The 12,789-nt window shown below is 66.1% G+C and carries 13 protein-coding genes; 2 read left to right on the forward strand and 11 right to left on the reverse strand.

Translation table 11 applies throughout. The features are described 5' to 3' along the window. The first annotated feature begins 16 nt into the window (after positions 1-16). Positions 17-1,186 (forward strand): 4-hydroxybenzoate 3-monooxygenase, encoded by a 1,170-nt coding sequence (gene pobA / locus AC1DUN_RS14815; protein ID WP_477714605.1) that lies wholly within the window; start codon positions 17-19, stop codon positions 1,184-1,186. A gap of 26 nt (positions 1,187-1,212) precedes the next feature. On the opposite strand, the gene AC1DUN_RS14820 is transcribed toward pobA, so the two are convergent. Genes AC1DUN_RS14820 through AC1DUN_RS14835 form a run of 4 tightly spaced genes read right to left on the reverse strand, consistent with a single transcriptional unit; the run spans position 1,213 to position 2,626 of the window. Continuing rightward, positions 1,213-1,542 (reverse strand): TfoX/Sxy family protein, encoded by a 330-nt coding sequence (locus AC1DUN_RS14820; RefSeq protein ID WP_477714606.1) that lies wholly within the window; start codon positions 1,540-1,542, stop codon positions 1,213-1,215. Positions 1,543-1,591: 49 nt separating this feature from the next. After that, positions 1,592-1,792 carry a hypothetical protein gene (locus AC1DUN_RS14825; protein ID WP_477714607.1) on the reverse strand — a complete coding sequence of 67 codons (201 nt, stop codon included), beginning with the start codon at positions 1,790-1,792 and terminating at the stop codon, positions 1,592-1,594. 21 nt (positions 1,793-1,813) lie between these two features. After that, a complete protein-coding gene (locus AC1DUN_RS14830) occupies positions 1,814-2,029 on the reverse strand; it encodes a helix-turn-helix domain-containing protein (RefSeq protein ID WP_007865201.1) in 216 nt (71 codons plus the stop codon). Between the two features lie 27 nt (positions 2,030-2,056). Then, positions 2,057-2,626, reverse strand: a complete 570-nt coding sequence (locus AC1DUN_RS14835) for a DUF2975 domain-containing protein (RefSeq protein WP_477714608.1) — start codon at positions 2,624-2,626, stop codon at positions 2,057-2,059. A gap of 164 nt (positions 2,627-2,790) precedes the next feature. On the opposite strand from AC1DUN_RS14835, the gene AC1DUN_RS14840 reads away from it, so the two are divergent. Further along, entirely contained in the window at positions 2,791-3,717 is a 927-nt protein-coding gene (locus tag AC1DUN_RS14840) for a CoA transferase (protein WP_477714609.1), read from the forward strand. Here the strand turns inward: AC1DUN_RS14840 and AC1DUN_RS14845 are convergent. The 7 genes from AC1DUN_RS14845 to AC1DUN_RS14875 form a co-directional block, all read right to left on the reverse strand. Beyond that, on the reverse strand, positions 3,714-4,619 hold the full coding sequence (locus AC1DUN_RS14845; protein WP_477714610.1) for a DMT family transporter: 906 nt from the start codon (positions 4,617-4,619) through the stop codon (positions 3,714-3,716). The two genes, AC1DUN_RS14840 and AC1DUN_RS14845, sit on opposite strands and share 4 nt — an antisense overlap. Before the next feature lie 190 nt (positions 4,620-4,809). Further along, entirely contained in the window at positions 4,810-5,661 is an 852-nt protein-coding gene (locus AC1DUN_RS14850) for a hypothetical protein (protein WP_477714611.1), read from the reverse strand. Positions 5,662-5,809: 148 nt separating this feature from the next. Beyond that, positions 5,810-6,898: a rhomboid family intramembrane serine protease gene (locus tag AC1DUN_RS14855; protein ID WP_477714612.1), complete on the reverse strand. Its 1,089-nt coding sequence runs from the start codon at positions 6,896-6,898 to the stop codon at positions 5,810-5,812. A gap of 94 nt (positions 6,899-6,992) precedes the next feature. Continuing rightward, entirely contained in the window at positions 6,993-8,606 is a 1,614-nt protein-coding gene (locus tag AC1DUN_RS14860) for a hypothetical protein (protein WP_477714613.1), read from the reverse strand. Between the two features lie 72 nt (positions 8,607-8,678). Beyond that, positions 8,679-11,060 carry a YgiQ family radical SAM protein gene (locus AC1DUN_RS14865; protein WP_477714614.1) on the reverse strand — a complete coding sequence of 794 codons (2,382 nt, stop codon included), beginning with the start codon at positions 11,058-11,060 and terminating at the stop codon, positions 8,679-8,681. Between the two features lie 145 nt (positions 11,061-11,205). Further along, positions 11,206-11,550 (reverse strand): antibiotic biosynthesis monooxygenase family protein, encoded by a 345-nt coding sequence (locus AC1DUN_RS14870; protein WP_007865191.1) that lies wholly within the window; start codon positions 11,548-11,550, stop codon positions 11,206-11,208. Between the two features lie 42 nt (positions 11,551-11,592). After that, on the reverse strand, positions 11,593-12,771 hold the full coding sequence (locus AC1DUN_RS14875; RefSeq protein ID WP_477714615.1) for a cytochrome P450: 1,179 nt from the start codon (positions 12,769-12,771) through the stop codon (positions 11,593-11,595). Between the last annotated feature and the right edge of the window lie 18 nt (positions 12,772-12,789).

Raw genomic sequence — 12,789 nt, forward strand, 5'->3', positions numbered from 1 at the left:
TCATCGGAGACAGGACATGCGTGTACAGGTAGCCATCGTGGGCGGTGGCCCCGCCGGGCATTTGCTCGGCCAACTGCTTTATAAAGCCGGCATCAGCGCCATCGTGATCGAGCAGCGCAGCCAGGACTATGTGCTGGGCCGCATACGCGCGGGCGTGCTCGAACAAGGCACGACCGACCTGCTGGACGAAGCCGGCGTGGGCAGCCGCATGCATGCCGAGGGCCTGGTGCATGGCGGCATCTCGCTGAGCTTTGGCGGCTCGCACCACCGCATAGACCTGCAAAAGCTCACGGGCGGCAAAAGTGTCATGGTCTACGGCCAGACCGAGGTGACGCGCGACCTCATGAATGCCCGCGCCGCCGCCGGCCTGGCCACCGCCTACGAGGCCGAAAACGTCAGCCTGCATGACTTCGACGGGACGCGGCCCAAGGTGCGTTATGTGCAGCACGGTGTGGCACACGAGGTCGAATGCGACTTCATCGCAGGCTGCGACGGCTTTCACGGCGTGAGCCGCGCCAGCGTGCCGGCCAGTGCACTCAAGACCTTCGAACGCGTCTACCCCTTCGGCTGGCTGGGCGTGCTGTCGGAGACCCCGCCCGTGGCCGAGGAGCTGGTCTACAGCAACCACGCGCGCGGCTTCGCGCTGTGCAGCATGCGCAGCCACACGCGCAGCCGCTACTACGTGCAGTGCGCCCTGGACGACAAGGCCGAGCGCTGGAGCGACGACGCCTTCTGGGACGAGCTGCGCCGCCGCCTGGCGCCCGAACTCGCCGAAAGCCTGGTGACCGGCCCCTCGATTGAAAAAAGCATCGCGCCGCTGCGCAGCTTTGTGGCCGAGCCCATGCGCTTCGGCCGGCTTTTCCTGGCCGGCGACGCGGCCCACATCGTGCCGCCCACGGGCGCTAAGGGCCTGAACCTGGCGGCCAGCGACGTGCGCTACCTGGCCCGCGCATTCGCCGATTTTTATGCCGGCGACGAAGCGGGTATCAACAACTATTCAGAAACTTGCTTGCATCGCGTCTGGAAGGCCGTGCGCTTTTCCTGGTGGTTCACCTCGCTGATGCACCAGTTCCCCGACGGCGGCGAGTTCGGCCACAAGCTGCAGGAGGCCGAGCTCGACTACCTGATCCATTCGCCGGCGGCCGCCACCTCGCTGGCAGAGAACTACGTGGGGCTGCCGCTTTAAGTTCAGCCAGCCCGGCGTGGACTTTGTCAGGCCGCACGCGCCGCGCTGATCGCCTGCCGGGCCCATGCCAGCAACTGCGCCGGGTCATCGAGCAGCTCGGCGGGCGCGGCGTAGTACTTGCGCACCTGCACCACACCGTTTTTGGTGGAGTAGCTAAAGGGCTTGGAGCCCTTCTTCTCATACGCCGGCCTCGAACTGTCATCCACCCGGAAGTACAGGGTGTTGCCCATGACCATGGCGAACTGCTTTCCACCATGCTTCATCGCGTGGCCGCCAAAAAACTTTCCATCGCGGATGTCTCCCAACGGCGCCAGCAGTTCGCGCACATGGCTGACGAAGTCGGCGCTGGCGCTCATGCGGTCCGCTCCGCTGCGAAGGGTTTTTGCCTGGATTTCATGACGGCCATTATGGCGACGAACGCCTGCCGCCCGCGATGCACTGCGGGTCGTTGAAGGTGGCTGGGTTGTTGCGGTCGCAGGGAATGCTGCAGTTGCTCGCGCCCCGGCAAGCGGACTTGAGGGACTCCTTCGCGGTCTGCTCCCAATTGATATCGGCGCAGGCACTGAGCAAAGCGGCCAGGGCCGCGGCGATGGCAAGGCGTTTCATGGATGTTCCTGAACAAGCAAATCAAGCGGCATCGTCCGGCCGGGAAACCAGCAGGTCTCCCGGTTGGCAATCGAGAAACTCGCAAATGCGCATCAGCGTGTCAAAACGCACACCCTTGACCTTGCCCTGTTTGAGCAGGGACAGGTTGGCTTCGGTGATGCCGACGTAGGCGGCCAGGTCCTTGGACTTGGCTTTGCGCTCGGACAGCATCACATCGAGTTTGACGACGATGGGCACGCGCGGAAGAAGAAAAACGAAGAAGAGTTAAACGAACTGCGCGTTCTCTTCAGCCAACGCCACCGCCCTGGCCATCACGGCGGCGATCTGCCACACCATGCCGGCGAACAGCAGGGTCAGCAACTCGTTGCTGCCCAGGCTCAGCGACAGCGCACGCGGGCCGGCCGGCACCGCCGAGGTCAGCACCAGGGTGACAAGCGTGGACGACAGTACACCGGTGACCACCGACGCAAAAATGCCGGCGGCAAAACCGCGCAGGTATTTGACGGTGCGCAGGCTGAAATATTCCGCCTGCGAAAAACCCGAGAAGCAGCGCATGGCGCACACCAGGCCATAAGAGGCGCAGCACACCGGCAGCACGCCCAGCAGCACGGCCAGGCATTTTTGCCCCAGGGTGACATCCATGGCCGCGGCCTGCGCGGCCTGCAGCGGCAGGCCCGCGCGCATCAGCAGGCTTTCCACCGGCGTGCTGAGCAGGTGGTAGGCCACCGCCAGCGGCAATGCCACCGCGAGCAAGGCACAAGCCCAGGCCAGCACGCTGCTGATGCCCTGCACATCAGGCCCGGAAGGGGCCAAAGGAGTTGCTGTGTGTTTCAAGGGAGCACCTCTTGTCTTGTGAAGAGGGCCTCAGTGTCGCAGAATAATTTCTGTAAAACAATAATTAATATCTTTAAAACAGAAATAATTTAGACTCATTTCAACACTTAGGCGACAACCCGGGTCACCGGCCGCAAGGCTTTGGGGTAAATTGCCCCCACACCATGCCCAGCTCCAAACCGCCCGCCGCCCGCAAAACCCCCTCCCCGCCTTCCTCGCCTGTCCCGCTACAGCCGCTCAAAGGCGTGCGCGTGCTGAGCCTGGCGCTCAACCTGCCCGGCCCGGCGGCGCTGATGCGCTGCAGGCAGATGGGCGCGCGCTGCGCCAAGCTGGAGCCGCCCCCGCCCTCGGGCGACCCGATGAAGCTCTACAACCCGGCCGCCTATGCCGCGCTGCACGCCGGCGTGCACACCGCCACGGCCGACCTCAAAACCGAGCGCGGCCAGGCCTTGCTGCACCGCGAACTCGCAAAAACCGATGTGCTGCTCACCTCCTTCAGGCCCTCGGCGCTGGCCAAGCTGGGCCTGGGCTGGAAGGCCTTGCACAAGCAGCACCCGCAGCTGAGCCAGGTCGCCATCGTCGGCAGCGCTGGCGAGCGCGCCGAAGAGCCCGGCCACGACCTCACCTACCTGGCCGAAAACGATTTGATCACCGGCCTGGACCTGCCCGCCACGCTGTACGCCGACATGGGCGGCTCGCTGATGGCCAGTGAAGCCGTGCTGCAGGCCGTGTTGCACCAGCGCACCAAGGGCAAGGGCGCTTACCTCGAGGTCGCCCTCTCCGCCGCCGCCGGCTACCTGGCCCTGCCGCGCAGCTGGGGCCTCACGCAGCCCGGCGCGGCCGTGGGCGGCGGCCATGCGGGCTACCGCCTCTATGCCTGCAAGGACGGCCGCGTGGCGCTCGCGGCGCTGGAGCCGCATTTCGCGGCCAGCCTGTGCACCGCCGCGGGCGTGCAGGCCTCCGGCATGAAAGCCATGTTCGCGCCGGCCACGCATGCGGTGATCGAGGCCTGGCTCAAGACCAGGACGCGCAAGGAGCTGGACGCGTTGGCCGTGGAGAAAGACATCCCCCTGCACACGCTGGCAGCTTAAGCACCGCGGCGCGCCAGCACCACCATCGCTGCCCCCAGCAGCAAGGCGCCAACACCCTGCTGCGCACTCAGCGGCTCGGCAAACAGCCAGGCTGCGGCGACGGCGGCCACCAGCGGCTCGACCAGCGTGCCGACAACCGTCGCGGTCGGCGACAGACGCCGTGCCCCCCAGGCAAAAGCCAGGTAGGCGATCGAGGTGGTGAAGATGCCGGTGTAGCCCACCTGCAGCCAGGCCGTCGTGTGCTGCGGCCAGGTGATGCCCTGCGCAACGGCCAGGCCCAGCATCAGCAGCGCGGCCGCGCTCATGCTCCAGGCCGAGGCGGTGACGGCCGCCAACTGCGCGGGCATGCGCGCATTGCCCAGCACCACCAGCGAATACAGCCCGGCCGAGGCCAGCGACCAGGCCAGGCCGGCCATGTAATGCTGCGGCAGGCTCAAGCCTTCGCCGGGCATGGCGATCAGGCCCACGCCGGCCAAGGCCAGGCCCAGCGCCAGCAGCAACCGGCCGCTCGCGCGTTCATAACCGCGCAGCACCGACAGCAGCGCGACGATGACGGGTGCGCAACAAATAGAGATCACCGTGGGCAGGGCCGCGCCTATGTGGCCCATGGCGATAAACCAGCTCGTGACGTTGAGCGCCATGGCCAGGCCGGTGCCCATGACCAGGGCTTTGCCGCGCCGGGGAAGGTGCCGCCACTGCGCAGTGCGCGGCGCGGCCGGCAGCTGCCGCCAGTGCCACCACCACAAGAGCGGCAAGCCCAGCGCGAATCGCGCCAGAGACAGGCTATAGGGCGCCATGCCCCCGGCCATCACAGACTGGGCGACCAGGGCGCCCACGCCCCACAAGACGCCCGCAAGCAGGACACCGCCCCAGGCCAGGGTGGCCGATGTTTGGGTTTTCATGAAAAATTTCTCCGTCCGTGCGCCTGCTGCAAGCGGGATCGCCGCAACAAAAAAGCAGGCAGGCGCGTCAACTCAAAGCCGCGCGCCGCTCCAAGCGGAGTAAGCTCGGCCCAAGGGCGCAGCCCGGCATCAAGCCGGCTGCATCACAGGGTGACGGAGGGGGGAGAAAGCTGGAGATGCATGGCTTGCATCATAGCGAAGACGAAGCGGAGGCGCCGCCGTAAACCAGGCCGGCCCGCGCAGGCCGCTCAAACACCTGCCGGACGATGGCATACAAGGCCCAAAGCAGCAGCAAAGGAATCACCAGCGTCTGCAGCACAAAGATCACGATGAGTTTGATGATGTGCTCGGTGGCCTGCTCGGCCGCGCGTTTGAGGTTCTCGACATGTTTGCCCACGTCGCCGTTTTTCGCCAGCCAGTCTTTCATGCTCTCGACCAGGCCGCGATTGTCGGGTGCGGCAACAGTGGGGTTGAGCTGCCCGGCCTGCCCTGTCGCGCTGTCTATCAATTGCTGGCTGGCCGCGTAATCGGCCGCCAGGAATTTTTGCCACAACAGGTCGCTGCCCAGCGTCACCACCGGCACGGCAAAACGCAGCATCAGCAAAATCACCAACAGCCTGGACAGCCAGGGCGGCACCCGCGCCCTGCGCAAATGCAGCCACCACCAGGCGAGTGCCGCGGCGCTCAAGGCCAGTGACACCGGCCAGTAACTGCCTATGCTGATCAACGCCTTCTGGATGCCGAAGGCCACACTGGCCGCCAGCATCAGGTGCGAGAACTGCTCCACCAGGTCGTTCACCGGGTCCAGGATCTGCCCGGGCGTGAAGGTCACGCCGACGCCAAAAGGCTGCACCGAGGCCTCGGTGCCCTGCGCGACCGATATCACCGCATTGAGCAACCGCGCCGTGGCAAAGCTGACCAGCGCGCGCTTGAGGCCGGCATCAACCTGCCGCATGGCCGGCGCGTCCAGCGGCGCCAGCCAGGCGCAGGCCGTGACGGCCGCCATGGTGAAAGCCACAAGGGCTCTGCGTGCAATGAGCATGGGTCTCTCCGGGTTCTGGATCGAAGGGGATGCCAGGCCATCTTGCCAGAAAGAGCTGCCGGAAGAATTGTTTCCCGGGAAAGCGCCGGGCTGAGGGCCTCTCCCGCCGCAACCAGGTACGGTCCCGGGGCACGGCGCAAGCCGGCTATCAAGGCTTTGCCGGCTTTGGCTCCGCCCTGGCGCCCGGCGCGCCTATCAGCGCCAAACGGGCCTGCTCAAGCATCGCCTTGTGTTTTGCCGCTTCAATAAAAGCGGTTTCATCGCCGGTGGTCCAGCCCCTGAACGTGGCCTCCAGGAAGGCGCGGCGACTCTGCGGATACTGCTTCATCGAGGCCAGTATCGCGGCGTCCGGCATCGCCGGGTTGATCGTGAACGCGCTCCAGCGCTGCTCAATCGCCCGCCAGGCGGGAATCAGCTCCGCCGCCATCTCGGGCACCAACTCCTTGGGCGGGATATCCCCGTCAAGGGCCTTGTTCATGAATGTTTCGAAGCGCGCGTTGAGCGGGTTGATCTGCGACTCGTATTCACGCGCGGCCTGCTGCAAAGCCACCATCTCCGACCAGTAGTACGGCGGCCTGGGCGCATAAAGCGTCCCGGCGGCAATGGCGGCGGCCGCAACCACGGATGCCGCAACAGCCGCAAGCCGGCTGCCGCGCCCCGCACTCGCCTTGGCGGCCGTCGGCCGGAGCAGCACGCCCATGACGGCGCCGCAGCACAGCCCACACAGCAGTGAACCGAAATCCGCGGAGCCCTTGGCGACGGCAAAGCCCAGGAGGCCCAGCAGCGGTAACAAAGCCAGGGCCTTGAAGACGGAAAAGTCGCGCCTGCGCGGCGCACCCTCCAGGCCCCGCCCCATGGCAATGAGCAGGCACAAGCCCAGGCCCAGGGCCGGCCCGCCGGCGCCCACACTCACCGTCGCGAAGTCGCGGACATAAAGCGTCGCCACGCTGCACAGCGCCGACACCAGCACGAACGACAGCAACAGGCTCAGGGCGCCATAGGTGCGCTCGAAGGCCCTCGAGACCACCCAGAAAAAGGGAATAAAGGCCGCCACGCCGATCATGGACCCCAGTTGCAGTTTGGACGCGACAAGCCGCCATGCGTTACCGCTGTCCAGGGTGGTCGTGGCGGAGTTGCCGCCCCATTTCAGCAGGGCGTCATTGCCGAGAGCAAACCAGGTGCCGGAGCTGTAGAGCGCCGTGGCGGTCAAGCCCAGCATCGCCAGCAGAACCAGCAAGGTGGCCCAGGCCCATGCATGCCTGGGGGCGGCCGCCGCATCGAGGGCTGCGGGCTGCGTATCCGGCCGGGTGTCGTCAAAGGGTGTCGCCATGTCAGCCCCCTTTCTTCATTGCGTCCAGCGCCCGCTGGACGGCCTCGGCAAGCTTGGGCCTGTCGCCCTGCCGGGCCAGCAGCAACGCGCGCTGCAATGCCGCTTCCGCGCCTTGCGTATCGCCCATTCTTGCCAGTATGTCCGCGTGCTCCTGCTCCGCCTTGGCCTGATCCGCAAGCATGCCGGCCTTGCCGAAGCCGTCAATGGCGCGCCGCACGGCGGCCAGCGCTTCGGGCAGCTTGCCGGCGTAACGCTGGCCGCCCGCCATCATCAGGTCGGCCATGGCCGTCTTGTCCTGGCGATTGATCTGCGCAAACAAATCACGGCTGTGCTGGACCATCTCCAGGCCTTTACCGACATCGTTGGCCGCGCCGTAAATGCGCCCCAGCTCGAACACGCCCTGGGCGATGCCCGACTTCGTGCCGGCCGCCCGGTAGAGTTCGATGGCACGCTCGGCCTCGGCCTTCGCCGCCTGGAAAGCATTGGGACGCAGCAGCGAAGCCAGGCGCAGGCGCGCGCTGGCCTCGTTCACCGGCTGTTTGGTCGTTTCGCCGGCCCTGATGGCTTCGCGGTAGAAGGCTTCGGCCTGCGGCCTGCGGCCATCCATCCACTCGGCATCGCCCAGCGCTTCGCTGGCCAGGCCCTGGCCCACGAGCTGCCCATCGGCCTTGAAAGCGGCCTGCGCCTGCGTCGCCTGCTCGCGCATCAGCGCCGCGTTGTCCATCAGCCCCTGCAGCAGCGCGGATTTGAGCAAGGCATTGCCCACGGCGCCGGAGTCCTTGCTTTTACGCGCCGCGGTCAGGGCGCGCTGGTAAAAGGCCTGTGCTTCAGGCAGCTTGTACTGCGCGGCGGAAATTTCACCGAGCGCCAGCAGCGAATAGGATTCCGCTTCCGGGTTCAAGGCGGTCAGGGAGCGGGCAAGGGCGCGATCGAAAAACTGCCGCGCCTCCTGCAGCCGGCCCTCCTCCATCGCCCGGCGGCCCTGCTGGCGCAATGCGGTGGCCTCGGCCAGGGGCGCCCCCTGGGCCTGCGATTGCGACAGCAGGCTTTCGACCTGGGCCTCCTTGGTCGCGGAATCGCCGCCATGGGTCCGTACGGCAAAGCTGGTGGCGTTGAGCACACCCAGGCGGTCGCCGGCGGCGGCCGACAATTTGCCGGCAATATCGGCCTGAGCCCTTGAAGCCTCGACCTGGCCCGACTGGTTGAGCATCTCGGCCATCTCCAGGCGGATTGTTCCCTGCCCGCCCAGATTACCTTCAATCTCGTACAGCAACAGCGTACGGCGCAAAAGGCGCAGCCCGAGTTCGTGCTGGCCACCCTTGAACTCCAGCCGCGCGAGGTTGTGCAAGGCCAGCGCCTCGACGTCGCGCATGCGGGTTGTTTTGGCCAGTTCCAGCGCCCGCCGGGCGGTGGCGGCCGCGGGTTCGGTGCGGCCCTGGTCGAGCAAGGCTGCGGATTCATTGACCAGCAGCAGAACCTGCTGCTCATCAGCGGACAGCACGCRCCCCGCCTGCACCTGCGCCTGGTATGTTTGCTGGGTCTGGGCGAGCACGCCCATGCCGGCCACGCACAGCAATCCTGCCGCGATGAACCGCTTTGTGGAGCCTGCCTGCATGGATCCCCTCCCGGATAGCCCTTTTATTCTCATCAGGCATTCTAGGAGGATGGGATGTGCCGCGTTTGTTTTCTAACGCCCGGTCTTGCGGGGTTTGGCTGAACCGGTCACCCGGGGCGGAAGCCCGGTGTGCTGGGTCAGCATGCGGCCCTTGACCGGGGTGGTGCTCTTCAAGGCGACTCCGGGGCCGGCGCTCTTGCCCGCCAGCGGCGTCGAATTCTTGCGCCGCGCGCTGGTATAGCTGCCGTCGGTCAGGGGCTGGAAGGTCGGGATCAGGTGGTGCTTGCCGTTGCCGATCAGGTCGGCCCGGCCCATGGCCTTGAGCGCCTCGCGCAGCACCGGCCAGTTGTTGGGATCGTGGTAGCGCAAAAAGGCCTTGTGCAGCCGGCGGCGGCGTTCACCGCGCACGATGTCCACCGTCTCGCTGTCGCGCGTGATCTTGCGCAGCGGGTTTTTGTTGGTGTGGTACATGGCCGTGGCCGTGGCCATGGGGCTGGGGTAGAAGGTCTGCACCTGGTCGGCCCGAAAGCCGTTCTTCTTGAGCCAGATCGCCAGGTTCATCATGTCTTCGTCGCTGGTGCCCGGATGGGCCGCGATGAAGTAGGGAATCAGGAACTGCTTCTTGCCGGCTTCGAGGCTGTACTTCTCGAACATCTGCTTGAACTTGTCATAGCTGCCGATGCCGGGTTTCATCATCTTGGTCAGCGGCCCCTGCTCGGTGTGCTCGGGCGCGATCTTGAGGTAGCCGCCCACGTGGTGCGTGACCAGCTCCTTGACGTACTCAGGGCTTTGCACGGCCAGGTCGTAGCGCAGGCCGGAGCTGATGAGGATTTTTTTCACGCCCTTCAAGGCCCGCGCGCGGCGGTACATCTTGATCAGCGGGTTGTGGTTGGTGTTGAGGTTGGGGCAGATGCCCGGGTACACGCAGGACGGCTTGCGGCAGGCGGCCTCGATCTCGGGCGACTTGCAGCCTATGCGGTACATATTGGCGGTGGGCCCGCCCAGGTCGGAGATCGCGCCGGTAAAACCCTTGACGGTGTCGCGTATCGCCTCGATCTCGCGGATCACCGAGTCCTCGGAGCGGCTCTGGATGATGCGGCCTTCGTGCTCGGTGATCGAGCAGAAGGTACAGCCGCCGAAGCAGCCGCGCATGATGTTGACTGAAAAGCGGATCATCTCCCACGCGGGGATCTTGGTCGCGCCGTCGTGGCCGCCGCTCTCGTCGGCGTAGCGCGGGTGCGGCGAGCGGGCGTAAGGCAGGTCGAACACATAGTCCATCTCGGCCGTGGTCAGCGGGATGGGCGGCGGCGTGATCCAGACGTCGCGCGCGGTGGCGCCTTCGCCGTGGGCCTGCACCAGCGCGCGGGCGTTGCCGGGGTTGGTTTCCAGGTGCAGCACACGGTTGGCGTGGGCATACAGCACCGGGTCGCTCTTGACCTGTTCGTAGGACGGCAGGCGTATCACCGAGCGGTCGCGCGGCGGGACCTTGATCTTGCCCTGCGCGGTGTGCACGGTGGACGGGAGGTTGGGGTTGGCCACAAAGGTCAGCGGCTTGATGGCCGGGTTGGCCGCGGAGCTGGCTGTTTCGGCCTTGGCTGCCACTTCGGCCGCTTCGTCTTCGCGCGCGCAGCTGGCGCCCTGCTCGCGCGCCTGGTCGGAAATCATCAAATAGGGGTTGACGTGGGCCTCGACCCGGCCCGGCGTGTCCACGCTGGTGGAGTCGATCTCGAACCAGCCCTGGGCGCTTTCGTCGCCGCTGCGGCGTATGAAGGCCGTGCCGCGCACGTCGGTGATGCTGGCGACCGGCTCGCGGGCGGCCAGGCGGTGGGCGATTTCGACGATGGCGCGCTCGGCATTGCCGTAAAGCAGCAAGTCGCATTTGGCGTCGACCACCACGCTGCGGCGCACCTTGTCGGACCAGTAGTCGTAATGCGCGATGCGGCGCAGCGAGCCTTCTATGCCGCCCAGGATGATGGGCACGTCCTTGAAGGCCTCGCGGCAGCGCTGCGAATACACCAGGGCCGCGCGGTCGGGGCGCTTGCCGCCCACGTCGCCGGGTGTGTAGGCGTCGTCGCTGCGTATCTTGTGGTCCGCCGTGTAGCGGTTGATCATCGAGTCCATGTTGCCGGCGGTCACGCCGAAAAACAGGTTGGGCTTGCCCAGCGCGCGGAAAGGGTCGGCGCTGTGCCACTCGGGCTGGGCGATGATGCCGACGCGAAAGCCCTGCGCTTCGAGCATGCGGCCTATGACGGCCATGCCGAAACTCGGGTGGTCCACATAGGCATCGCCCGTGACGATGATGATGTCGCAGCTGTCCCAGCCGAGCGCGTCCATCTCGGCCCGGCTGGTGGGCAGAAACTTGGCCGTGCCGAAGCGGGCCGCCCAGTACTTGCGGTAGCTGGTCAGCGGCTTGGCGGCGCGCGTGAAGAAGGAGACGTCGACGGGGGCGTTCATGGGGGCTTTGGGTAACCCTCTATTCTAAGGTTTACCCTGAGTTTTGCCCCTCTAATCGGCATTTAAGCCCTACAAAGGCCTTGTTACGTCTGTTCAGTGTGGTTTATCGGGGCGATTGGCCCACCTGCGGTCCCACGGCACTGGATCAGCCGTGCACCTGCCGGCTGTCGGCCGGCGCCTCGTCGCGCTCGTTCAGGCCGTAATCGCGCAGCACATGGGCCACGCGCAGCCGGTAGTTCTCAAACACGCCGCCGCGCCCGCGGCTTTGCGCCTGCCTGTGGCTTTCCAGCTTGCGCCATTCCAGCACGGCCGCCTCATCGCGAAAAAAGGACAGCGACAGCAGCTTGCCCGGTGTGCTCAGGCTTTCAAAACGCTCGATGGAGATAAAGCCGTCGATTTTTTCGAGCTGGGGTCTGAGCGCCGCGGCGATGTCAAGGTAGGTCTGCTTCTGGCCCTGGGCGGGCTGGACTTCAAAAATAATCGCGATCATGGGGGCCCTCTTGTTGCTGTATGAGTTGCTGCGATGCTCGCATCAAGCGGTAAAAACCGGAATGCGGGCATTCATGGAGGGGCGGTAGTCCCAGCGGAACGAAGCGACGTCCTTGAGCCGCCCCGAGACCAGCAAAGCCCGGACAGCCGCCGCGGCGACAGTGCAAGCCAGCACCTGGCCCGGGCACTGGTGGGCACCATGGCCAAAACCGGGCACCTCGCGGTCCGGGCGCTCCAGCAAAAACTCGTCCGGTCTGGTGTTGCATGCGGGGTCGCGGCCCGCGGCGGCCAGCAGCACCAGCACCACATCGCCGGCCTGCAGCGAAACGCCCGCGACCTCGGTGGGCTGGTCCACAAAACGGCGCGTGTTGTGGATGGAGGGGTCATAACGGCTGACTTCGTGGACCATCTGCAGCAGCTTTGCGGGTTCGCCGGCCATGGCATCCAGCAAACCAGGCTGCGTGGCCAGGGCCGTGATGCTGTTGCCGATCAGGCCGGCCGTGGCCTCATAGGTTTGCGACAGCAGGCCCACCGCATTGCACAGCAGCGCCTGTGCGTCATGCCAACCGGCCTGCGCCGCCTCCTGTTGCAGGCGCGCCAAGGCACTGCCGGGGTGTGCGGTCGATCCTTGTACGAGTTCTGAAAAGCGCGCGAGCAAGGCCGAGGCGGCATCGCCGGCCGCCGCGAGCTGGGCCGGCGTGCTGAGCGGCGACAGGCAAGCCACAAAATCGGCCATCCAGCGTGCCACCTGTGGCAGTTCGGCCTCACCAAAGCCCAGCAGGTCTGCCACCGCCATCACGGGCACCTCAAAAGCCCAGCGCGACAAGGCTGCGCCACGCAATACGCCCTCCCCGGCGGTGTGCAAGGCCAGCGCTTGCGTTCTTGCCTGTACATGATCGAGATCCACCGCCGCCAGGAAGCGCTGCAGCGCGAGCTTGGGCGCGTCGTGCCGCGGGCCCTCATTCATGCGCACCAGGTGGCCAAAGACCTCGCCGGCCGCCGAGCCGACAATGGCCGCGGGTACGGGCTCAGAAACAGGACGCACGCGGCAGGCCGGGTTGCCCAGGACCGCCTTGACACCGGCCACGCTGCTCGCGATCCAGAGTTTGCGCGGCGTATCCAACACCAGCGCAGGGCCGGCGGCCAGCGCCGCGTAATAGGGATAGGGATTGCGGTGGGCGGATGCCGCGAGGATGTTGTCAGGAGTCGGTTCGGGGTTCATGGCAAGCATTTTTGCCTC

It is taken from the genome of Polaromonas sp. P4_F6 (assembly GCF_056401275.1).

Bases quoted from the DNA above. Each gene is read 5' to 3' on its own strand.
- pobA (WP_477714605.1), top strand. From the start codon at position 17: ATGCGTGTACAGGTAGCCATCGTGGGCGGTGGCCCCGCCGGGCATTTG.
- AC1DUN_RS14820 (WP_477714606.1), bottom strand. From the start codon at position 1,542: ATGAGCGCCAGCGCCGACTTCGTCAGCCATGTGCGCGAACTGCTGGCG.
- AC1DUN_RS14825 (WP_477714607.1), bottom strand. From the start codon at position 1,792: ATGAAACGCCTTGCCATCGCCGCGGCCCTGGCCGCTTTGCTCAGTGCC.
- AC1DUN_RS14840 (WP_477714609.1), top strand. From the start codon at position 2,791: ATGCCCAGCTCCAAACCGCCCGCCGCCCGCAAAACCCCCTCCCCGCCT.
- AC1DUN_RS14845 (WP_477714610.1), bottom strand. From the start codon at position 4,619: ATGAAAACCCAAACATCGGCCACCCTGGCCTGGGGCGGTGTCCTGCTT.
- AC1DUN_RS14850 (WP_477714611.1), bottom strand. From the start codon at position 5,661: ATGCTCATTGCACGCAGAGCCCTTGTGGCTTTCACCATGGCGGCCGTC.
- AC1DUN_RS14865 (WP_477714614.1), bottom strand. From the start codon at position 11,060: ATGAACGCCCCCGTCGACGTCTCCTTCTTCACGCGCGCCGCCAAGCCG.
- AC1DUN_RS14870 (WP_007865191.1), bottom strand. From the start codon at position 11,550: ATGATCGCGATTATTTTTGAAGTCCAGCCCGCCCAGGGCCAGAAGCAG.
- AC1DUN_RS14875 (WP_477714615.1), bottom strand. From the start codon at position 12,771: ATGAACCCCGAACCGACTCCTGACAACATCCTCGCGGCATCCGCCCAC.